Origin of the sequence: Paraburkholderia sp. BCC1876 (assembly GCF_902833695.1) — a bacterium.
Lineage (GTDB): Bacteria > Pseudomonadota > Gammaproteobacteria > Burkholderiales > Burkholderiaceae > Paraburkholderia.
On record NZ_CADFGI010000006.1, the window covers coordinates 293841 to 315236 of the forward strand.

Consider the following 21396-nt stretch of genomic DNA (forward strand, 5'->3'; position numbering starts at 1 on the left):
TAAGGGCTTAAGAGCTTAAGCGCACCCAGCACAGGCAACCTGAAGCGCTGAGGGTAAGATGCTACGACCTGCATTCAAGCCCCAGGAGCGTTGCCATGCCACAGCACTTCGACGCGGTCGTGATCGGTACGGGACAAGGCGGTTCGCCGCTGGCCGTACGCCTTGGTGAAAGCGGCCGCAAAACGGCGGTGATCGAGCGGGGCGCCTTTGGCGGGACCTGCGTGAATGTCGGCTGTACGCCGACCAAATCTTATGTGGCCAGCGCCCGCGCGGCGCATGTGGCGCGTCATGCCGCGGAACTGGGCGTGCAGGTGAGCGGGACCGTCAGCGTCGATCTGGCGGCCGTCAAGGCGCGCAAGGACCGCATCATCGGCCAGTCACGCGACGGCGTCGAACAATGGCTGCGCGGCGCGGACAACGTCACGGTATTCAACGGCCACGCCCGTTTTACCGGCGCCCATACGCTGTCCATCAGCGGGCCGGACGGCGCGGTGATCGACGAAATCAGCGCCGACGACATCTTCATCAACACCGGCACACGCGCCGTCGTGCCGCCGCTCGAAGGACTCGAGCGGATTCGCTACTACACCAACTCCAATCTGCTTGAACTGACGGAATTGCCGGAGCATCTGGTGATTGTCGGCGGCAGCTATATCGCGCTCGAATTCGCGCAGATCTTCCGGCGCTTCGGCAGCCGGGTGACGCTGCTCGTGCGTGGCGAACGCGTGCTGACGCGCGAGGATGCGGATTTTGCCGAGTCCGTGCGCAAGGTGCTTGCGCGGGAAGGCGTGGAGTTTCGCTTCGGCGTCCAGCCTTCGCGGGTCGAGCCGCATCCGCATCGCGAAAACGACGTGTGTATCGGCTTCGAGCAGAACGTGCCCGCGCTGGAGGCGTCGCACTTGCTGTTCGCGACCGGGCGCGAGCCGAATACCGACGACCTCGGTCTCGCCGCTGCGGGCATTGCTGTAGACAAGCACGGCACGATTCCCGTCGACGGACAACTGCGCACCAATGTGCCGGGCGTCTGGGCGATCGGCGATGTCAACGGCCGGGGTGCGTTCACCCATACGTCGTATGACGATTTTCAGATCGTCGCGGCCAATCTGATCGATGCGGGTTCGCGCAGCGTCGACACGCGCATCATGGCGTACGCGGTGTTCGTCGATCCGCCGCTGGCGCGGGTGGGGATGTCGGAGGCGGAGGTGCGCCAGGACGGGCGGGCCGCGTTGATCGCGACGATGCCGATGTCGCGAGTGGGCCGCGCGCGTGAGCGCGGCGAGACGGACGGCTTCATGAAGGTGATGGTCGACGCGCACAGCAAGCAGATTCTCGGCGCGGCGATCCACGGAATTGAAGGCGATGAGGCGATCCACACGTTTATCGACATCATGACGGCCGGGGCGGCGTATCCGACGTTGCAGTTCGCGATGCATGTGCATCCGACGGTGAGCGAGCTGGTGCCGACATTGCTGGACCGGTTGAAGACGATGGAGTGAACGGAGTGAGTGGGGTGAGCGATGGCGGCGAACTTCACGCCCGAAAGCCCGGCGAACGACGCAACCAACCAGGGACCGTCGATGAAGCACGCAATCAGCAGCGGTAATGTGTTCGAACTCGGCGCGACGGTGTCCCCGGACGAGCAGGTCGACGCCCTGGTCGAGCAGAGCGGCGTGAGCATCGAGCGGATCGTGTCGCGGGGCCACGCTAGCCCGCCTGGTTTCTGGTACGACAGTCCGCGTGCTGAATGGGTGGCCCTGTTGAGCGGCGCCGCGACGCTCGAATTCGACGACGACGCGAAGCCGCACCGGATGAAGCCCGGTGATCACGTGTTGATCGACGCGCATCGCAGGCATCGGGTGGCATGGACGAGCGAGGCGGAGCCGAGCGTGTGGCTCGCGGTGTACTGTCCCGAAGACGCGTCGATCTGAACCCTGCCCGCGCGCGGTATTTAACGATTGCCGCGCGCCGTGGTTGCGACTGGCCGGCCGCATTCGACAAAGCCTTCCCCCATCGCCGATAATCGCCTTCGGCGCGAGCCGCCGGTGACGGGTCACACACTGGCGGGTTGTGCGCCCAACCGTATTCATCATCAGGAACCCGAGCGATGGGCAAAGGACGCGTCGAAGCCTTCAGCGATGGCGTAATCGCCATCATCATCACGATCATGGTGCTCGAATTGAAGGTGCCGGACGGTTTCGATCTGGCGGCGCTGCGTCCCATGGTGCCGGTGTTTTGCGCGTACGTGCTGGGTTTCATCTACGTCGGCATCTACTGGAACAATCATCATCATCTGTTCCATACCGTGCAGAAGGTCAACGGCGCGGTGCTGTGGGCCAACCTTCATCTGTTGTTCTGGCTGTCGCTGCTGCCGGCCGTCACGCACTGGGTCGGCGAAAATCATCTGGCGTCGTGGCCCACCGCGATGTACGGCGTCGTGCTGTTCATGTCGGCGATCGCGTATTTCATTCTGACGCTCGTGCTGATCCGCGAACATGGGCGGGACTCGACGCTTGCCAAGGCGATCGGCAACGACTTCAAGGGCAAGGTTTCGGTGGTCATCTACCTCGCGGGCATCGTGCTGGCGTTTGTCGCGCCGTGGGTTTCCGCGGCGCTTTATACGCTCGCCGCCGCATGGTGGCTGGTGCCGGACCGGCGCATCGAACACGTGCTGGAAGCGTAGGGCGGCGCGGTGGCGCTCAGGAATCGATGATGTCTTCAGCCACACTCAAGCTCGTAACATCCGCAGTCGCTCGTATCGGCTTGATCTCCGACACGCATAACCTCGTGCGTCCGGAGGCGTTGCCCTATCTCAAGGGTTGCGATGCGATCATCCACGCGGGCGACATCTGCAATCAGGCCGTGCTCGATGCGCTGATGCAAATCGCCCCCGTCACGGCCGTGCGCGGCAACAACGACACGGGCGACTGGGCCACGTCGCTGCCGACGCACGCCAGGCTAACCGTCCATCAGGTGACGATTCTCGTCGTGCACGATATCGCCGACGTACCCGCCGACCTGCGCAGCGAAGGGATCGGTGTCGTGGTGACCGGCCACTCGCACAAACCGTCGATCAGCGAGCGTGACGGCGTGCTGTTCGTCAATCCCGGCAGCGCGGGCCCACGGCGCTTCAAGCTGCCGATTTCCGCCGGCATATTGCGGGTAGACGGCGCGCACGCCAGCGCGACGTTCGATTTGCTGCTGACATAAAAAAACGGGCCGACCTGTCTGTCGACCCGTTTCGTACGATTTTCAATCGATCAATCGATCAATCGAGCAATCGGATTAATCAATCAGGCACGTGCCGTTGCCGCCGCCGCGTAGCCTTCATCCATCTCCGCCGCTTCACGCTCGCCGCGCAGCACCGCATGCGCTTCCGCACGCGTCGCCACACACGGACCCGAGCCCAGCAGCGGCTTACGCGCCGTTTCACGCAGGGCGAGCACCGACACGATACCGATCAGCGACGCGCCCATCAGGTAGTACGCGGGCATCATCAGATTGCCGGTGCTGTTGACCAGCCACGCGGTCACCAGCGGCGTCGTGCCGCCAAACAGCGACACCGAAATATTGAAGCCGATCGCCAGCGCGCCATAACGGATTTTGGTCGGAAACAGCGCCGGCAGCGCCGACGGCATCACGCCGGTAAAGCACGACAGCAGCACGCCCAGAATCATCAGCCCGCTGAACACCGGCAGCACGGTGCCCATGCGGATCAGCAGCAGCGCGGGGATCGACAGCGCGAACAGACCCACGCAACCGAACAGCATGACCGGCTTGCGGCCGATCGTGTCCGACAGACGGCCGGCGGCGAGCGTCATCGGCATCATCAGCACCATCACGAGCAGCACGAGGAACAGGCCGTGCGTTTCGTCGAAGTGCAGCGTGGCCGACAGATAGCTCGGCAGATACGACAGCGCCATGTAATCGGTGACGTTGAAAATCAGCACGAGGCCGACGCACAGCAGCAGCGGCTTCCACTGTTGCGCGAGCAACTGGCCGAACGATTGCTTCGGCAGCGCCTTGTCTTCGGCTTCGCGTTGCTCGGCCTGCTTCTTGAACGCGGGCGTCTCTTCGAGCTTCATGCGGATATACAGACCCACCAGACCCAACGGACCGGCGATCAGGAACGGCACACGCCAGCCCCACGAGAGCAGCGCGTCGTGCGAGAGCGTCGCGGTCAGCACGGCAACCGTGCCCGCGCCGAGCACGTAGCCGATCAGCGTGCCGAACTCGAGAAAGCTGCCCATGAAGCCGCGGCGCTTATCCGTCGAGAATTCGGCGATGAAGGTGGCCGCGCCGCCGTATTCGCCGCCGGTCGAGAAGCCTTGCACCAGCCGCGCGACCAGCAGCAGCATCGGCGCGAAAATGCCGATCGTGCCGTAGCTCGGAATCAGGCCGATCGCGAAGGTGCCGACCGCCATCATGATCATGGTCATGGCTAGCACGCGTTGCCGGCCGATCCGGTCGCCCAGCGGCCCGAACACCATACCGCCCACGGGGCGCACGAGGAACGCCGCGGCGAACGTGCCGAACGTGGCGATCAACTGCGCGGCCGGACTCGCCGACGGGAAGAACACTTTGCCGAGCGTGACGGCGATGTAGCTGTACACGCCGAAATCGAACCATTCCATCGCGTTGCCGAGCGCCATGGCGCCGACGGCCCGCTTGAGGAGAGATTTGTCGACGACGGTGATGTCGTCGAGAGAAAGGCGCTGTTCTTCTTTATGGTGTCGCCAGAAGCCGTTGCTGGAAGCGGTCAAGGTAAAAACTCCAATGACTGCGACGAAACTCATGATGCGCATGAACGTTCCGCCACGGGTGCTGGGGAAGTGCCGTTTCGCGAGCCAAAGCGAAGGCGGCGCTCGTCGCCGGAACCGGCGAAGGAGCGAAATGGGCGCCAAAACGAAAACGCCCGTGCCTCGCGAGACATCTCGCGAAAAAACACTCGTCTAGATTGTGCTTGCTGTTGTACCTGCGTGGCCGTGGAAGGGGGGCAGGTACATGAGGACGCTGGGGTGGCTGGAAGCTGGCCCACGCGCCGCTGGAAGGCTTGAAACGAAAAAGGCCGGTGTAAATTCACCGCTCACTGAGTGACATGAGACGGGGAAACGACCGACGAGCCTTCTTGTATAAAAACTGTTCGATTCAGGTCTGCGTGTGCACAAAAATAAGCACGAAATCTGCTCGCAAGGCCATGTTGAAAAGAACGCGAATGAAGGTGAAATGCAGTTGGAACGACGCACATATTAGCACGATGACAGAGGATCGTGCAAACCCAAGGCTCGGCGCAAGCCTTGGCGGACCGACTCAATCCCTTACAGGGCGGGGGATTGAGCGAATTGAAACGGTATGTAAAGACGGCTTAAAAGTGGCCCTGAAATGGACCATCTGGAGAGTTTTGGGGCGAAAAAAATCCGCGCACGCGGCGCGGATTTTTTGCAGGTTTCACGGGCTGCTTTAAGCCCTTTTTTGCAGCGCGGAGCGTGGCTTACTTCGGTGTGGCTTACTCCGCCGTCGGCGGCACATACCCTTGCGCGGTATCCGCGCCTTCGCCGAAGAAGAACTTTTCGGTCTGCTTCATCAGGTATTGGCGTGCGCGCGGATCGGCCATGTTCAGACGGTTTTCGTTGATCAGCATGGTTTGCTGCTTCAACCACGCCTGCCAGGCTTCTTTCGAAATGCTTTCGTAGATCCGCTTGCCGAGTTCGCCGGGCAGCGGCGGGAAATCGAGGCCTTCGGCTTCTTTGCCGAGCTTCGCGCATTGAACCATACGAGTCATGCTGTGCTTCTCCTTGAATCCTGTTGTCGATGTGGGGGGCGGGCAGTTGCTTGATCGCGCGCTGCTCAGAGCTGTTTCATCAGCACGAGCGATTTGCGCTGCCAGTTATAAAGTCGGCGGCGATCTTCCGGCAGGTCGTCGACCGTTGCCTTGACGAAGCCGCGCTTGAGGAACCAGTGTTCGGTGCGCGTGGTGAGCACGAAAATACGCGTGAGGCCGCGAGCCCGCGCGCGCTGCTCGATGCGCTTCAACAGCCGCTCGCCGTCGCCGGTGCCTTGCGCTTCGGGGGCGACCGTCAGGCACGCCATTTCGCCGATGCGCTCCTGCGTGTACGGATACAGCGCCGCGCAGCCGAACAGCACGCCATCGTGCTCGATGACCGAGAAATGGTCGATGTCGCGTTCGATCTGATGGCGGCCGCGCCGCACCAGCGTGCCGTCCGACTCGAGCGGATCGATCAGCGCAAGAATACCGCCGACATCGTCCGGCGTGGCTTCACGCAGGCTTTCAAGGTTCTCGTACGAGATCATCGTGCCGACGCCGTCGTGCAGGAAAAGTTCGAGCAGCAGGCTGCCGTCGAGCGCGTAGGGGATGATGTGCGCCCGCGCCACGCCGCCGCGGCAGGCGCGAATCGAGTGCTTCAGGTAGAAGCCCGCGTCGCCGGTGACTTCGCCGCTTTCGTGCAGCTTGTAGGCGTCGTCAAGCGACAGTTCGCGCACCAGTTCGGGACCTTCTTCGCCTTCTTCCATCAGGCCCGGCGTTTCGGTCAGGAACACGATCTTGTCGGCGCGCAGCGCGATCGCCGCCGCCGAGGCCACGTCTTCCATGGACAGATTGAACGCTTCGCCGGTGGGCGAGAAGCCAAGCGGCGACAACAGCACCAGCTTGCGGCTCGCGAGCGAATGGCGGATCGAATCCGCGTCGATCTTGCGCACCACGCCGGTGTGGGCGAAGTCGACACCGTCCAGAATGCCGACCGGCCGCGCCGTCACGAAGTTGCCCGACACCACGCTGATGTGCGCGTGCGCCATGGGCGTGTTCGGCAAGCCCTGGCTGATCGCCGCCTCGATATCCAGACGCACTTCGCCGGCCGCTTCTTTCGCGGACTCGAGCGCGCGGGCATCCGTAATGCGCATGCCGTGCGAAAACTCGGACTCCACGCCGTGCAGGCTCATCTGCTCTTCGACCTGCGGTCGCGAGCCATGCACCAGAACGATCTGGATGCCCATGGCCTGCAACAGCGCGATATCGGACACGAGCGCATTCAGGAGCCCCTGATGCACCACCTCGCCGCCGAAACCGACGACGAAGGTCTTGTTACGGAATGCATGGATGTAAGGGGCGACTGAGCGCATCCAGTCGACGAATTGCGCATGCTGGGCGAGGTTTTCCGTTGCCCCGGCGGGGGCCGGAACGCTCGCGGGCGCGGGGACGAGGTCGGTTTGGGAATTCATGCCGGGGATTATAATGCGCCCCCATGTCGAATGTACCCAAAAGTCCCGCTGCGGCGAACGAGAATCCGGCGCCGGCCGCCGATCAGTTGAACACCGGCGACGCCGGGCGCCGTCCTGCGCAGGACGCCAACCGAAACACGCCGCACAAGGCGCGCGAAACGCGTCGTCCGGAGCAGGGCGCGCAGGCGAACGCGCAGAAAAAAAATCCGCCGCGTGAGGGTGGTGCGAGTGGCGCGCAGGCGCCGAATCAGCCGAAACGCGGTGAAGGCCGAAGCGACCATCCGCGCCGCGAACCGCGCGCTCCACGCCCGCCGCGTGTCGTCGAACCGAACCCGATTCCGCCGATCACCTTCCCCGAAGCGCTGCCGGTTTCCGGCCGTCGCGAGGAGATCGCCAAAGCGATCGCGGAAAACCAGGTCGTGATCGTCTGCGGTGAAACCGGCTCCGGTAAAACCACCCAGCTGCCGAAAATCTGCCTTGCGCTGGGCCGCGGCCTCGGCGCGGGCGGCGCCGGTCTGATCGGCCATACGCAGCCGCGCCGGATCGCCGCCTCGGCCACCGGTCGCCGGATCGCCGAAGAACTCGGCACGCCGTTCGGCGAAGTGGTCGGCTACAAGGTGCGCTTTACCGACAATCTGTCGCCGGGCGCGTCGGTCAAACTGATGACCGACGGCATTCTGCTCGCCGAAACGCAGACCGATCCGCTGCTCAAGGCCTACGACACGCTGATCATCGACGAAGCGCACGAGCGCAGCCTGAACATCGATTTTCTGCTCGGCTATCTGAAGGAAATTCTCGTCAAGCGTCCCGATCTGAAGCTGATCGTGACCTCGGCGACGATCGACGCCGATCGGTTCGCGCGCCATTTCGGCAGCGACGAAAAACCCGCACCGGTGATCGAAGTGAGCGGCCGTCTGTATCCGGTCGAAGTGCGTTACCGTCCGGTCGTCGAAGACAGTCCGGCGGTGAAGGCCGCAGAAGGCACGAAGAGCGCGGCGGGTTCGCAGGCCGGCGGGCGCGATCGGCCCGATCGTCCGAAAACCCAGCGCGAAACCGACCGCGACCTGATGGACGCGATCGTCGACGCCGTGGACGAACTGTGCCGCGATGGCCCCGGCGACGTGCTGGTGTTCCTGCCCGGCGAGCGCGAAATTCGCGACGCCGCCGAAGCGCTGCGCAAACACCATCCGCCGCACACGGAAATTCTGCCGCTGTTCGCGCGCCTCTCCGCCGCGGAACAGGAACGCGTGTTCCGTATTTCGAATACGCGCCGCATCGTGCTGGCGACCAACGTCGCCGAAACCTCGCTGACCGTGCCGGGCATTCGCTACGTGGTCGACACCGGCCTCGCGCGCGTGAAACGCTATTCGTACCGCAACAAGGTCGAGCAGTTGCAGGTGGAATCGATTTCACAAGCCGCTGCGAATCAGCGGGCCGGGCGTTGCGGCCGGGTTGCCGACGGTATCTGCATCCGTCTGTACGAAGAAAGCGATTATCAGGGCCGCGTGCGCTTCACCGATCCGGAGATTCTGCGGTCGTCGCTGGCGTCCGTGATTTTGCGGATGAAGTCGCTGCACCTGACCGCGATCGAAACGTTTCCGTTCATCGAACCGCCGCCGGGCCGCGCGGTGGCCGACGGTTATCAGTTGCTCAACGAACTCGGCGCCGTCGACGACGACAACCAGCTCACGCCGCTCGGCCGCGAACTCGCGCGCCTGCCGCTCGATCCGCGCGTCGGCCGGATGATTCTGGCCGCGCGCGATCAGCAGGCGTTGAAGGAAGTGCTGATCATCGCCAGCGCGTTGTCCGTGCAGGACCCGCGCGACCGGCCGATCGAAGCGCAGGAGCAGGCCGACCAGGCGCATCGCCGGTTCGCCGACGAGCGCTCCGAATTCCTCCAGTGGCTAAAAATCTGGAACTGGTTCGAAGAAGCGATCACGCACAAGAAGTCGAACAAGCAGTTGCACGAGGAATGCCGCAAGAACTTCCTGTCGCAAATGCGTCTGCGCGAATGGCGCGACGTGCACTCGCAACTGTTGACCGTGGTGCGCGAACACGGCTGGCGTCTGAACGAGGCGGAAGCGACCTTCGAGCAGATCCACCTCGCGTTGTTGACGGGCCTGCTCGGCAACATCGGCCTGAAAGCCGACGACGAGCCGTATTACCTCGGCGCGCGCGGCATCAAGTTTTATTTGTGGCCCGGCTCGGCGCTGGTGAAGAAGGCGGGCAAGTGGGCGATGGCCGCCGAACTGGTCGAGACAAGCCGGCTGTACGCGCGCTGTATCGCGAAGATCGAGCCGGAGTGGATCGAGCGGATCGGCGCGCATCTGTTGAAGAAGTCGCTGTCCGAGCCGCATTGGGAGAAGCGCGCGGCGCAGGTGTCGGCGTTCGAGCGGGCCATGCTGTACGGCCTGCCGATCTATCACCGCCGCCGCGTGAGCTTCGGCCATCAGGACCCGGCGCGCGCGCGTGAGCTGTTCATTCGCGGCGCACTGGTGGAAGGCGAGTTCGACACGAAGCTCGCGTTCTTCGCGCACAACCGCAAGCTGCTCGCCGACATCGAGCAACTCGAACACAAGTCGCGCCGGCAGGACGTGCTGGTCGACGACGAGCTGATTTTCGGCTTCTACGATCAGGCGGTGCCGCAGGGCATCCACACCGGCGCGGCGTTCGAGCGCTGGTATCGCGACGAGTTGAAAGCGGCCGGCCAGACCGAAGACAAATTGCGTCTGCTGTACCTGTCGCGCGACGATCTGATGCGTCACGAGGCGGCCGGCGTCACGACCGATCTGTTCCCGAAGCGGATGACGATGTCGGGCGTCGAGATGGCGTTGACCTATCACTTCGAACCGGGTTCGCCGCGCGACGGCGTGACGCTCGCCGTGCCGCTGTATGCGCTGAATCAGGTCGACGCGCGACGCTGCGAGTGGCTCGTGCCAGGCATGCTGAAAGAGAAGGCGCAACTGCTGCTGAAATCCTTGCCGCAGAAATTGCGACGTCACTGCGTGCCGTTGCCCGAGTACGCGGCGGGTTTCGTCGACCGGCATAGCGGGCCGCGTTACGGCGCGGGCGGTTTGCTCGAGTCGCTGATCGCCGATGTTCGCGAGCAGAAGCAGATCGCGATGAAGCAGGCCGACTTCAAGCTCGAGACCTTGCCGGCGCATCTGTTCATGAACTTCAAGGTCGTCGACGAACACGGCCGTCAGCTCGCGATGGGCCGCAACATGGCGCAATTGCGCTCGGAGTTGGGCAGCCAGGCGCAGCAGCATTTCCAGAAGATCGCGTCGAGCGCGGCGGGCGCGGCGCTGGCGGATGCGGGCGGCGGCAGCGTCGCGGCGGCCGCGCAGTTGGGTGGGCGAGGTGCGCAATCGGGTGCCCAATCCGGTGCGCAGTCTGGGGCGGCAGGAAATGCAGGCGCGGCGGCGCAGCGCGGTGGGAAGGGTGTGCCTGGCGTTGCTATGTCGCAAACCGCGCAAGGCGGCACGGCCGGCACCGCGCTGTACGAAAAACTGACCACGTGGAATTTCGGCAAGCTTCCCGAGTTGCTCGAAATTCGTCGCGGCGGCCAGACGTTGTTCGGCTATCCGGCGCTGGTGGATCGCGGCACGCATTGCGACGTCGAAGTGTTCGATTCGCCGGAAGAAGCCGCGCGGATTCATCGTGCGGGGTTGCGTCGACTGTTTGGGCTGCAGTTGAAGGAGCCGATCAAGTATCTGGAAAAGAACCTGCCGGGCTTGCGCGAAATGGCGATGCAGTTCATGCCGCGCGGCACGCAGGAAGAGCTGCGCGATCAATTGATCGATACCGCGCTGGATCGCGCGTGTCTGCAAGACCCGCTGCCCGCCGACGATCTGTCGTTCCACACGCGCCGTGACGAAGGCCGTAGCCGGCTGACCTTGCTGGCCCAGGAGATCGCGCGTCTGGTGGGGCAGATTCTCACCGAATACGCGACGGTGACGAAGAAGCTGGTGCAGGCCCGCACGTTCACGGCCGCGCACGCCGACATTCAGAATCAGCTCGATGCGATGATCGGCAAGCGCTTTGTGGTCGACACGCCGTATTCGCAGTTGGCGCACTTTCCGCGCTATCTGAAGGGCATCGTGCTGCGTATCGACAAGCTGCGAGCGGACCCTGCACGCGACGCACGGCAGTTCGTCGAGTTTCAGCCGCTGTTGCAGAACTACCAGCGCGCGGTGGCGCAACGCGGCGGCGTGCTGGATACGCGGTTGTCGGAGTTTCGCTGGCTGCTGGAGGAACTGCGGATTTCGCTATTCGCGCAGGAGTTGCGTACGCCGATGCCGGTCTCGGTGAAGCGGCTTTATAAGGTGTGGGAGTCGATGCAGCGTTGAGTAGTGGTTTAGCGGTGGCGGTTTCGGCTGGTTACGCCGTGCTGGCGCTGGTCAACGCGGCGGACCGTTTTGACTGAGTCAATCGCGCCCCGCGCTAGCCGAGCCCGAGCCGGCTCCCCGGCTCGGCCCTGTTCCGCTCACCAATGCATGCCCGCGCCAAGCGACGCGCCGATTTGCCCGCGCGAGTCGGTCGTGCCTTGAACCTTGTAAACCCACTTGCCGGTTGGCGACAGTTGCGACACACCGATCGCAACCGCCGACTGTCCGCCGTAAGTGCCGCCGGCCATCGCCACCATGCCATGTCCCGGCAGCACCGCTTGCGGCAGGCCCGCGACGGCGAGCGCGGCCGCTGTACCGCCGTAGGCGTCGCGGCGGGCGGAACGGACCTGGTCGTCGGTATAGCTGTTGGCCTGACTGACCGCGCCGCCCATGCTCTGCTGCAACTGGTTGACGTTGACCGCGTCCGTGCCTTGCACGCCAGCGGCGACGTTGGCGATCTGCCGCTCCTGCCCGGCAGTACCGACCGACACAGTGCCGGCCCGGTCGGCCACTGAGCCCTGACCCAATGCCACCGAGTTATCCGCACTCGCGTTCGCCGTGGCGCCGAGGGCGATGGCGTCGCTGCCACCCGCACTCGAATTCACGCCCAGCGCGGCGGCGTTGCTGCCGGTGGCGCTAGCCGTTGCGCCAACGGCCACCGCGCCGGTCCCCGACGCTTGCGCGCTCGCGCCGGCCGCCACCGACAGCGTGCCCGACGCCAGGGCGCTTGCGGTCGGATCGCCCGCCGCGCCGAACAGCGAATTAGCCCCCGCGCTGTTCACCGCGACGTTATTGACCGCGCCGCTGATGGCCGCGTTCAATTGCCCGAGGTTGACCGCATCGCTCGATTCGACGCCGTTCGCGACGTTGTGAATCAGCGTGCCGCTCGCGGCCGGATCGCCGCCGAGCGTCACGTTATGCCGGTCGACACTGCCGTCGGCATTGCGCGCATAGGACAGCGCGCCATCGAGCGCCACCGTGCTGCCGTCGATCCGGGTCTGCAGCGCCTTCAACTGGCTCACGTTAACGGCGTCGGTATCGTTCGCGCCGGCGGCGACATGGGTGAGGCGGCGCTCGTTGCCCGCCGAGCCGATCGACACCTGCCCAGTCGCATTGAACCCTCGGATGACGGAGGCGTCCGCGCCGGGCGGAACGTAAGCGACCCCGCCTAGCGGCGCCGCGACCGAGGCGGCGCCCAGCGCGACGCTGTTGGCCTCCGAGGCGAAGGCGCCGGCGCCGAACGCTGCCGACTGGTTGGCGGTCGCCCCGGCAGCCGCGCCGATCGCGGTGCTTTGCGTGCCGGTAGCCGCCGAGGACCCGCCGATCGCGACGGCCTCCGAGCCGGCGGCGCGGGCCCACGTGCCCAACGCGAACGCATCGGTGCCGCCTGCGAGCGCGCTGGTGCCAATCGCGCTCGCATTGGCGCCCGTCGACGTAGCGAGGTCGCCGATGGCAATCGAGCCCGGATCGCTCGCGAGCGCACGGCGACCCATCGCAATGGTGCCGTCTGTGTCCGCGATCGCGCCGACGCCGATGGCCAGCGCGGCGTTGCCTGTCGCGAGCGGCTGGGCGTCGCCGGTGTCGGTGCCGGTGGCGCTGAAGTAGCGCGGCGCGGCGCTGTTCGCGGCTGCCGTGACGCGGTCGTTCACCGCCTTCAACTGGCTGACGTTGACCCCATCCGTGTCGTTGGCGCCGGCCGCGACGTGAGTCAGACGACGCTCGCTTCCCACGGCGCCAATCGAGACCTGGCCCACCGCATTGACACCCTGAATGGCCGCAGCGTCCGCGCCGGCGGGAACGTACGCGAGCCCGCCCAGCCGCGCCGCGATCGAGGCGCCGCCGAGCGCGACGCTGTTGGCTTCCGAGACGAAAGCGCCGGCGCCTAACGCGACGGCCTGGTCGGCGGTGGCGACCGTGCCCGCGCCGAGCGCAATACTTTGCGCACCGGCCGCCCGCGACCTCGGACCTGTCGCGATGCTGGCGCCGCCGCTCGCACTTGCGTGAAAACCTAACGCGACGTCGGCGTCTTCGATGGCGAATGCATAGGCGCCGAACGCCATGCTGCCCATGCCGTTAGCCTCGGCATTGCTGCCGACGACCGACGCGCCTCCGCGGGTGGCGCGTGCCGCGTAGCCGACCGACGTGGCCTCTTCCGCGCTAGCCACCGAGTAGGGGCCTAGTGACACGGCTGCACCGCCGGTTGCGTTCGATTTGGCGCCGAGCGCCATGCTTTGCCAACCGGATGCGCTGGCCAGGTAGCCGATGGCGATTGAACCGGCGGTCGTCGTGCTGGCCTGGTCGCCAACCGCGATCGACGCAGTAGCGCTCGCCTGGGCGTTCGGGCCGACAGCCACGGCGTTCTCACCGGCTGCCGCAGCGTCGTCGGCGCCTGTGGCGGGCGCGCCGACGTCGAGATAATGCTCCGCCGTATCCCAGGGCACGGCGGCTTGCGCGCCAGTCATGCCGCCGAGCAGCGCGGCACTAGACAGCGTCAATCGGACCGCGACAGCCGTGCCGATTTTAAACGGGACGCTTTGTATTAACCCGGTCGATTTTCCGGTCTCGTCTTGCCATGTCGATGCAATCAATTGGGTCATTTTTTACCTTGCTCCAGATATCGGAAAGGAAATGAGGGGTGGCAATCCGGTCTGATTTAATTCGCTCTTTAATGGAGTGGGCGAGCTTTCATCGCCTGCGAGATAAAATCATGCGAAATGGTGTGGGTCTCGCGCGAACGGACGTCGGATCAGGCCTTTGTCTCAGTGGCAAGAGCCTCAAGCTGTTGTCATTTTGGATAATGTTGGCCCAAAACCGTGATGGGACAAATCCGAAAATAAAATTTTGCCTCGCCCGCGATATTTTTTTAATTCTTATTAAAGGAGAATTGATTAGGACGGAAGGCTTGGGTGATGATGGTTTTGGCTGGCAATTCGCAATTAACTTATGCTGAATTTAAATTGCGGTGATCGATGGCGCATTATTTCAAGAGGAAATAAGAAACATCCCCTACGATATTTCGAAATCCGCCGCGCGAATGCGTCGCGCCTTTCAGCGGCGCTGCGGGCCAAACCAGCCAACCCCCGACCCATGTCAACCTTGCATCACAGTAAACGTTCTACAATGACGAACGTTCTCCCGAAGTGAGTTTTCATGCGCAATTTTTCCTTCTCCGGCTTGACCGGCACGGTCCTGGCGGGCGCGGCAGTGGTCGCGGCAACAGGTTTTTTCTCTCCCGCGGCGCACGCGAACAACGTGATCGTGCTCAATTCCGGCGAAGCCACGCTCAGCCTGATCGACGAAACCACGCACCAGGTCGTCGGCACGGTGCCGACCGGCAAGGAACCGCACCATCTGATGGCCACGCCGGACAATTCGTCGTTGATCGTCGCGAATTCGGTGTCCAACAATCTGATGTTCGTCGACCCGAAAACGGGCCAGGTGCAGCGCTGGGTCGAGAACATCGAAGACCCGTACCAGATCGGCTTTTCGCCTGACCGCAAGTGGCTGGTCACGACCGGCCTGCGTCTGGACCGGCTCGACATCTATCACTACGACGGCCAGAAGAACCAGATGACGCTGGCCTCGCGCCTGCCGCTCGCGGTCATGCCGAGCCACATGGCGTTCACGAACGACAGCAGGACGGTGTTCGTCACGCTGCAGGTGTCGGGCGAGCTGGCCGCGATCGATCTGGCCACGCAAACCGTCAAGTGGAAGATGAAGGTCGGCAAGGTGCCGGCCGGCCTGTGGATGACGCCGGGCGAAAAATATCTGCTGATCGGCATGACCGGCTCGGATTACGTCGCGGTGGTCGACTGGCGCAACCAGAAGATCGTCAAGACCATCCAGACCGGCAAGGGCGCGCACAACTTCCGCTCGCTTGCCGACGGCAAACACGTCGCGGTGTCGAACCGGGTGGCGAGCACGATCAGCATCATCGACGAAGACACGCTCACCAACGTCGGCGACATCACCGGTCTGATGCCGGGACCGGACGACATGGAACTGACCGCCGACAAACGCTATCTGTGGGTCACGTTCCGCTTCGCGAAGCACGTCGGCATCATCGACCTGACCACGCGCAAGCTGATCCAGACGATCGCCGTGGGCCGTTCGCCGCACGGAATCTATTTTTACAATCGCGCACCGGTCACGGCGCCGAACGGCGCTTGACGCCTGCCGCCGAGGCGCGCAACGACGCATGAAGTAACCAGGCCAGCACCATGTTCCATCTGATTTTCGCCTCTCTCGACAGCTTCGTCTCCGCCGTGCAGACGTTGCTGTACGTCGACGTGGTGCAGCCGCTGCTGTTCCGCTTCGACCTGATGGGTTACGACGAAGACACCTACGACAGCCTCTACTGGGTGATAGTCGGCGTACTGGAAGTGCTGGCCATGTACGCGGTGCTGCGCCCGCTGGAGGCGCTGCGTCCGGTGGAGCGGTGGCCCGACCGGCGTGCGGTGCGCGTCGACGTGATCTACACGTGGATCGCCAAGCTCGGGATTCTCAACCTGTTTTTCTTCTTCGCGCTGCAGCCTTTGTTCGACAACGTGCAGGCGTGGCTGCGGCTGCATAACATCGCGAATCTCGAGTTCGACAATCTGTGGCCCGGCGTCACCACGCAGCCGCTCGTCACGTTCGTGATGTATCTGCTGGTGCTCGATTTCGCCGGCTACTGGTATCACCGCTGGGAGCACCGTATCGGCGTGTGGTGGGAGCTGCACGCGGTGCATCACAGCCAGCAGCAGATGTCGCTATGGTCCGACGACCGCAACCATCTGCTCGACGATCTGCTTCAGGCGTCGTTCTTCGCGGTGATCGCGCTGGTGATCGGCGTGCCGCCGTCGCAATTCGTCGTGCTGGTCGCGATCACCAATCTTGCACAGAGCGTGCAGCACGCGAACATCCGCCTGTACTTCGGCTGGCTCGGCGAGCGCCTGCTGGTTAGTCCGACTTTCCATCGCCGCCATCATGCAATCGGAGTCGGCCATGAAGGGCTGAAGTACGGGTGCAACTTCGGCGTGCTGTTTCCGTGGTGGGACATGCTGTTTCGCAGCGCCTCCTGGAGCCGCGTGATGGAGCCGACCGGCATCAGCGATCAACTGCAAGGCCGGCGCTACGGCGACGGCTTCTGGGCGCAGCACGGGCTCGCGTTCGTGCGGATTGCCCGGCGCCTCGCGTCGAAACGCGACGGTGAACGCGGCACGGGTAGCGACGCCAGCGCCGTTTGAGTCTCTCTTCCTTTGCGCCGCCGGTTCCCCGGCGGCGTGTCACGTGGTTTATCCTGTTCAGGTTTTCGCCCGCCCCGAAGAAAAGCTTGGGGCGCGGCGCGCGGCTTTCCTTATTCCATCGTTATGTTTACCGGCACTGGCTCGCATGAATGATCTGTTGCGCTCGTTCGGGCGCGCGCTGGCAAGCGCGCTCCACCCGCGCATGCTCTGGCTGACCTTCATGCCGTTTTTCGCGGCAACGGTTGGCTGGGGCGTGATTCTGTGGTTCTCGTGGCAGACGCTGATCGGCGCCACGCGCGGCTGGCTCGATAGCTGGTCGTTCACGCTCACGCTGTACCGGCTGTTCGACTGGCTCGGCTTTTCGGCGCTGCACACGGCGGTCGCGCCGTTTATCGTGATCGCGATGGCGATTCCGCTGATCGTCGTCACGGTGTTGCTGCTGATCGTCACGCTGTCGATGCCGTCCGTGATCCGCTTCCTGGCGGCGCGGCAATTCGCAGGGCTCGAAATGCGCCACGGCGGAACGTGGTACGGTAGCCTCGGCCATGCGTTGTGGACCACGCTGGTCTGTCTGGTGCTGCTGATCGTCACGCTACCGCTGTGGCTGGTGCCGCCGTTCTTCGCGCTGATTCCGCCGCTACTGTGGGGCTGGTTGACTTACCGGGTGATGAGTTACGACGCGCTCGCGCTGCATGCCACCCGCGAGGAACGGCGCGCGCTGGTGCGGCGCTTCCGCTTGCCGCTGCTGCTGATCGGCGTGGCCAGCGGCCTGCTCGGTTCGCTGCCCACTTTGTTGTGGGCGTCGTCGGTGTGGCTGATCGTGCTGTTTCCGGTGATCACCGCGGTGACGATCTGGATCTACGCGTTCATCCTCGTGTTTTCGGCGCTGTGGTTCGGCTACTACTGTTTGCGCGCGCTGCAGCGCATGCGCGCGGAAGAGCACGGCGGCGTGCGGCACACGGCGCCGGTTACTTATTGATTGATGAATTACTGACTAGGCAAAAGAGGCGGCAATGGCATTTGGCGTCATCATCATCGGCGATGAAATTCTGTCGGGCAGACGGGTCGACAAGCATCTACCGAAGGTCATCGAATTGCTGGGCGCGCGCGGATTGTCGCTCGGCTGGGCGGAGTACATCGGCGACGATCCCGAGCGCATTACCGCGACGCTGCGACGCACGTTCGCGTCGGGCGATATCGTGTTCTCGACAGGCGGCATCGGCGCCACGCCGGACGATCACACGCGGCAATGCACGGCGGCCGCGCTCGGCGTGCCGCTCGAATTGCATCCGGAAGCCGCCACGCTGATTCAGGAGCGCATTCGCGACATGTATCCGGCAAACGCGGCGACGCCGCTCGACCTGGATTCGCCCGAGAACCGGCATCGGTTGAATATGGGCACGTATCCGCAGGGCGCGTCGATCATTCCGAACGGCTACAACAAGATTCCCGGCTTTTCGATCAACCAGCACCACTTCGTGCCGGGCTTTCCGGTGATGGCCTGGCCGATGATCGAATGGGTGCTCGATACGCAGTACGCGGATCTGCATCACGCCATGCCGCATGCGGAGAAATCGCTTCTAGTGTTCGAGTTGCCGGAGTCGCGTCTGACGCCATTGATGGAGAAGATCGAACACGATTTCCCGAGCGTGCGGGTGTTCAGTCTGCCGAGCGTCGGCGACGCGGAGCGCGGCGGCGTGTACGCGCGCCATCATATCGACCTGGGGGTGAAGGGCGAGCCGGAAGCGGTGGCGGCGGCGTTCGTCAAACTGCGCGAAGGGGTGCATCTGCTGGGCGGCGATATCGTCGAGCCCGAGGTGGCGGCGGCGGCGGTGGCTGCGGCTAAACCGCGCGACTGATACGCGCGGTTGGTTTCACGTTTCACGTTTGGCGTTTGAAGTTTGACCCGATTCGGGCGCTGCGGCGCCCGTTTTCAATTGTGCTCGCGACCGGCCTTGCGCTCGGCGCCCTCGGCGGATCATCCGCCTGTCACATTCAGCGCCGACGATGAGACTCCGTTCCCGCTACGACCCGCGGCGCGCTCAACGAGCGCAGCGCACGGCCATCACGCGCCGATCCACGGCAAGCCCCGATAGCACCAGCCCGACACCGTCTTCCGATGCCCCTGGCCGTCCTTGTCGCCTTCGAAGCCTTCCAGCAGGTCATACGCCTTCGTAAAGCCGGCCTGCGTGGCGGCGATCGCGGCCAGCTTCGAGCGCGCGGCGCTGCGGCACAGGAACAGCACCGGCGTATCCGACGACGCCACCTGGCTCAACTGCTGAAGGAATGCCTGATTCGGCACCGCGCCCGGATAGCGGGTCCATTCCACATGTGCGTACTGCCCGTCGCCGATCACCGGCCGGCCGACCCAGTCGAGCTCCGCGCGGGTGCGCACGTCGACAAGACGCGTGCGCGGATCGAGTTGCAACAGTTCGAACGCCTCGGCGGGCAACACCGCGCCGGCGTAGGGCAACTGGTTGTCGGTGCGGCGGGTGTCCGCCAAAGCGTACAGTTGGTCGAGCGTGGCCATGAGCGTCAGTCTCCTTCGGACCAAATGATCATTCTAGCGCGCGGCGTGCGGTGCGCAGGGGTAGCAAGTCCGGGGCAGCGCGTGTTCGGCAGCAATCGCCGTTCAACCGTCGCGCGCGCAATCATGGTGCAGAATGTCGTGTCTGCACCAAAATAGGTGATGGTGTCGGATGCGGCCGACCTGATGCACGTCTTTGGTGCGTCGTTTGGCCTGAAGATTTCAACGGGGTTCATCGCGCGGTGCGGCCATTCCCCGCAAACGCGCGTGCAATGTGGTTTTGCGCCGGCTTGGCGCATAGGTGGCACAGAAGCTGCTTTATTGGTGCCGATCGATTTGTTCCAGCAGTTCCTTATGGTCCTCCTCATCGATAGAGGGGTGGACGTGCCGGGGCGGGTCCGCTAGATTGGGCGGCGGCTGAATCCGCCGAATTCGTTAATCAGGAGATAGGTTATGAGTAAATCCGTGGCCGACGTCATTCAACTCGTCAAAGACGAAGACGTCAAGTTTGTCGACTTCCGTTTCACCGACACGCGCGGCAAAGAGCAACACGTTTCGGTGCCGGTGTCGGCATTCGATGAAGACAAGTTCGAAAGCGGCCATGCGTTTGACGGTTCGTCGATTGCCGGCTGGAAGGGCATCGAAGCATCGGACATGTTGCTGATCCCGGACGCGAACACGGCCTTCATCGACCCGTTCTACGAAGAATCGACCCTCGTACTGACCTGCGACGTCGTCGAACCGGCTGACGGCAAGGGCTACGAACGCGACCCGCGTTCGCTCGCCAAGCGCGCTGAAGCGTACCTGAAGAGCACGGGCCTCGGCGACACGGCTTTCTTCGGTCCGGAACCCGAATTCTTCATTTTCGATTCGATCAAGTGGGGCACGGACCAGTCGGGCACGTTCGTCAAGATCGGTTCGGAAGAAGCACCGTGGTCGTCGTCGATGGACTTCGAAGGCGGCAACACCGGCCACCGTCCGGGCACCAAGGGCGGCTACTTCCCGGTCGCGCCGGTCGACACGTTCCAGGACATCCGTTCGGAAATGTGTCTGCTGCTCGAACAGATCGGCATTCCGGTCGAAGTGCATCACCACGAAGTCGCGGGCCAAGGCCAGAACGAAATCGGCACGAAGTTCTCGACGCTGGTGCAACGCGCCGACTGGCTGCAGCAAATGAAGTACATCATCCACAACGTGGCGCACACGTACGGCAAGACGGCAACGTTCATGCCGAAGCCGGTGGTCGGCGATAACGGTTCGGGCATGCACGTTCACCAGTCGATCTGGAAAGACGGCGCGAACCTGTTCGCGGGCAACGGTTACGCAGGTCTGTCGGAATTCGCGCTGTTCTACATCGGCGGCATCATCAAGCATGCTCGCGCGCTGAACGCGATCACGAACCCGTCGACGAACTCGTACAAGCGCCTCGTGCCGCACTTCGAAGCACCGGTCAAGCTGGCTTACTCGGCGCGCAACCGTTCGGCATCGATCCGCATTCCGCACGTGTCGAACCCGAAGGGTCGCCGTATCGAAACGCGTTTCCCGGATCCGATGGCGAATCCGTACCTGTGCTTCTCCGCGCTGATGATGGCGGGTCTGGACGGCGTGCAGAACAAGATTCACCCGGGCGAAGCTGCCGACAAGAACCTGTACGACCTGCCGCCGGAAGAGGATGCCAAGATCCCGACCGTGTGCGCCGGCCTCGACCAGGCTCTCGACGCGCTGGACGCGGACCGCGAATTCCTGACGCGCGGTGGCGTGTTCACGGACTCGATGCTCGACGCGTACATCGAACTGAAGACGGGCGAGCTGCAACGCTATCGTCAGTCGGTGCACCCGATCGAATTCGAAATGTACTACTCGCTGTAAGCGGCCATGGCGCTTCGCCCTTCACCCGGCGAAGCGCTTGACCCGACGCTCGCGATCGGTCACGAAGGGACGGCGGCGCCGTCCCTTTTTTGTTAGATCGCGCACAACGTTTGCGGCTTCGTCGCAATGGGCGTGGCCTGCATGTAGCGTC

Annotated in this window: 16 protein-coding genes; 11 read left to right on the forward strand and 5 right to left on the reverse strand. The window is 63.8% G+C overall.

Going from position 1 to position 21396, the window contains the following annotated elements:
- The first annotated feature begins 95 nt into the window (after positions 1 to 95).
- The 4 genes from HWY05_RS23090 to HWY05_RS23105 all read left to right on the forward strand — a co-directional run bounded on the left by HWY05_RS23090 (position 96) and on the right by HWY05_RS23105 (position 3207).
- Positions 96 to 1496, forward strand: a complete 1401-nt coding sequence (locus HWY05_RS23090) for an FAD-containing oxidoreductase (RefSeq protein ID WP_176059770.1) — start codon at positions 96 to 98, stop codon at positions 1494 to 1496.
- 81 nt (positions 1497 to 1577) lie between these two features.
- Entirely contained in the window at positions 1578 to 1928 is a 351-nt protein-coding gene (locus tag HWY05_RS23095; RefSeq protein ID WP_176059771.1) for a cupin domain-containing protein, read from the forward strand.
- 176 nt (positions 1929 to 2104) lie between these two features.
- Positions 2105 to 2680, forward strand: a complete 576-nt coding sequence (locus HWY05_RS23100) for a TMEM175 family protein (protein WP_176059772.1) — start codon at positions 2105 to 2107, stop codon at positions 2678 to 2680.
- Between the two features lie 29 nt (positions 2681 to 2709).
- Complete coding sequence (locus HWY05_RS23105; protein WP_176059852.1) at positions 2710 to 3207, forward strand: metallophosphoesterase family protein; 498 nt, start codon at positions 2710 to 2712, stop codon at positions 3205 to 3207.
- Positions 3208 to 3290: 83 nt separating this feature from the next.
- Here the strand turns inward: HWY05_RS23105 and proP are convergent, their stop codons facing one another.
- The 3 genes from proP to argA all read right to left on the reverse strand — a co-directional run bounded on the left by proP (position 3291) and on the right by argA (position 7233).
- Entirely contained in the window at positions 3291 to 4793 is a 1503-nt protein-coding gene (gene proP / locus HWY05_RS23110; RefSeq protein ID WP_231584877.1) for a glycine betaine/L-proline transporter ProP, read from the reverse strand.
- 710 nt (positions 4794 to 5503) lie between these two features.
- Positions 5504 to 5779: an oxidative damage protection protein gene (locus HWY05_RS23115; protein WP_035546551.1), complete on the reverse strand. Its 276-nt coding sequence runs from the start codon at positions 5777 to 5779 to the stop codon at positions 5504 to 5506.
- 65 nt (positions 5780 to 5844) lie between these two features.
- On the reverse strand, positions 5845 to 7233 hold the full coding sequence (gene argA / locus HWY05_RS23120; protein ID WP_035546550.1) for an amino-acid N-acetyltransferase: 1389 nt from the start codon (positions 7231 to 7233) through the stop codon (positions 5845 to 5847).
- Positions 7234 to 7256: 23 nt separating this feature from the next.
- On the opposite strand from argA, the gene hrpA reads away from it, so the two are divergent.
- Complete coding sequence (gene hrpA / locus HWY05_RS23125) at positions 7257 to 11582, forward strand: ATP-dependent RNA helicase HrpA (RefSeq protein ID WP_176059773.1); 4326 nt, start codon at positions 7257 to 7259, stop codon at positions 11580 to 11582.
- A gap of 137 nt (positions 11583 to 11719) precedes the next feature.
- Here the strand turns inward: hrpA and HWY05_RS23130 are convergent, their stop codons facing one another.
- Complete coding sequence (locus HWY05_RS23130) at positions 11720 to 14116, reverse strand: YadA-like family protein (protein ID WP_176059774.1); 2397 nt, start codon at positions 14114 to 14116, stop codon at positions 11720 to 11722.
- 140 nt (positions 14117 to 14256) lie between these two features.
- On the opposite strand from HWY05_RS23130, the gene HWY05_RS23135 reads away from it, so the two are divergent.
- The 5 genes from HWY05_RS23135 (at position 14257) to HWY05_RS23155 (ending at position 18708) form a co-directional block, all read left to right on the forward strand.
- Complete coding sequence (locus HWY05_RS23135) at positions 14257 to 14571, forward strand: hypothetical protein (protein WP_176059775.1); 315 nt, start codon at positions 14257 to 14259, stop codon at positions 14569 to 14571.
- A 200-nt stretch (positions 14572 to 14771) separates the two neighbouring features.
- Complete coding sequence (locus HWY05_RS23140; protein WP_035546547.1) at positions 14772 to 15791, forward strand: beta-propeller fold lactonase family protein; 1020 nt, start codon at positions 14772 to 14774, stop codon at positions 15789 to 15791.
- Positions 15792 to 15841: 50 nt separating this feature from the next.
- Positions 15842 to 16849 carry a sterol desaturase family protein gene (locus HWY05_RS23145; RefSeq protein ID WP_176059776.1) on the forward strand — a complete coding sequence of 336 codons (1008 nt, stop codon included), beginning with the start codon at positions 15842 to 15844 and terminating at the stop codon, positions 16847 to 16849.
- A gap of 145 nt (positions 16850 to 16994) precedes the next feature.
- On the forward strand, positions 16995 to 17828 hold the full coding sequence (locus tag HWY05_RS23150) for an EI24 domain-containing protein (RefSeq protein WP_176059777.1): 834 nt from the start codon (positions 16995 to 16997) through the stop codon (positions 17826 to 17828).
- Positions 17829 to 17862: 34 nt separating this feature from the next.
- A complete protein-coding gene (locus tag HWY05_RS23155) occupies positions 17863 to 18708 on the forward strand; it encodes a molybdopterin-binding protein (RefSeq protein ID WP_035546542.1) in 846 nt (281 codons plus the stop codon).
- Between the two features lie 206 nt (positions 18709 to 18914).
- On the opposite strand, the gene HWY05_RS23160 is transcribed toward HWY05_RS23155, so the two are convergent.
- On the reverse strand, positions 18915 to 19379 hold the full coding sequence (locus HWY05_RS23160) for a rhodanese-like domain-containing protein (protein ID WP_035546540.1): 465 nt from the start codon (positions 19377 to 19379) through the stop codon (positions 18915 to 18917).
- 450 nt (positions 19380 to 19829) lie between these two features.
- Between HWY05_RS23160 and glnA the strand changes: the two genes are divergently transcribed.
- On the forward strand, positions 19830 to 21245 hold the full coding sequence (glnA, locus tag HWY05_RS23165; protein ID WP_035546536.1) for a type I glutamate--ammonia ligase: 1416 nt from the start codon (positions 19830 to 19832) through the stop codon (positions 21243 to 21245).
- Positions 21246 to 21396 lie beyond the last annotated feature (151 nt).

Excerpts from the sequence above, each read along its gene's own strand:
- argA (WP_035546550.1), bottom strand. The coding sequence starts at position 7,233 with ATGAATTCCCAAACCGACCTCGTCCCCGCGCCCGCGAGCGTTCCGGCC.
- HWY05_RS23090 (WP_176059770.1), top strand. The coding sequence starts at position 96 with ATGCCACAGCACTTCGACGCGGTCGTGATCGGTACGGGACAAGGCGGT.
- HWY05_RS23105 (WP_176059852.1), top strand. The coding sequence starts at position 2,710 with ATGTCTTCAGCCACACTCAAGCTCGTAACATCCGCAGTCGCTCGTATC.
- HWY05_RS23100 (WP_176059772.1), top strand. The coding sequence starts at position 2,105 with ATGGGCAAAGGACGCGTCGAAGCCTTCAGCGATGGCGTAATCGCCATC.
- HWY05_RS23145 (WP_176059776.1), top strand. The coding sequence starts at position 15,842 with ATGTTCCATCTGATTTTCGCCTCTCTCGACAGCTTCGTCTCCGCCGTG.
- HWY05_RS23150 (WP_176059777.1), top strand. The coding sequence starts at position 16,995 with ATGAATGATCTGTTGCGCTCGTTCGGGCGCGCGCTGGCAAGCGCGCTC.
- HWY05_RS23095 (WP_176059771.1), top strand. The coding sequence starts at position 1,578 with ATGAAGCACGCAATCAGCAGCGGTAATGTGTTCGAACTCGGCGCGACG.
- hrpA (WP_176059773.1), top strand. The coding sequence starts at position 7,257 with ATGTCGAATGTACCCAAAAGTCCCGCTGCGGCGAACGAGAATCCGGCG.
- HWY05_RS23155 (WP_035546542.1), top strand. The coding sequence starts at position 17,863 with ATGGCATTTGGCGTCATCATCATCGGCGATGAAATTCTGTCGGGCAGA.
- HWY05_RS23160 (WP_035546540.1), bottom strand. The coding sequence starts at position 19,379 with ATGGCCACGCTCGACCAACTGTACGCTTTGGCGGACACCCGCCGCACC.
- proP (WP_231584877.1), bottom strand. The coding sequence starts at position 4,793 with ATGAGTTTCGTCGCAGTCATTGGAGTTTTTACCTTGACCGCTTCCAGC.
- HWY05_RS23140 (WP_035546547.1), top strand. The coding sequence starts at position 14,772 with ATGCGCAATTTTTCCTTCTCCGGCTTGACCGGCACGGTCCTGGCGGGC.
- HWY05_RS23115 (WP_035546551.1), bottom strand. The coding sequence starts at position 5,779 with ATGACTCGTATGGTTCAATGCGCGAAGCTCGGCAAAGAAGCCGAAGGC.
- glnA (WP_035546536.1), top strand. The coding sequence starts at position 19,830 with ATGAGTAAATCCGTGGCCGACGTCATTCAACTCGTCAAAGACGAAGAC.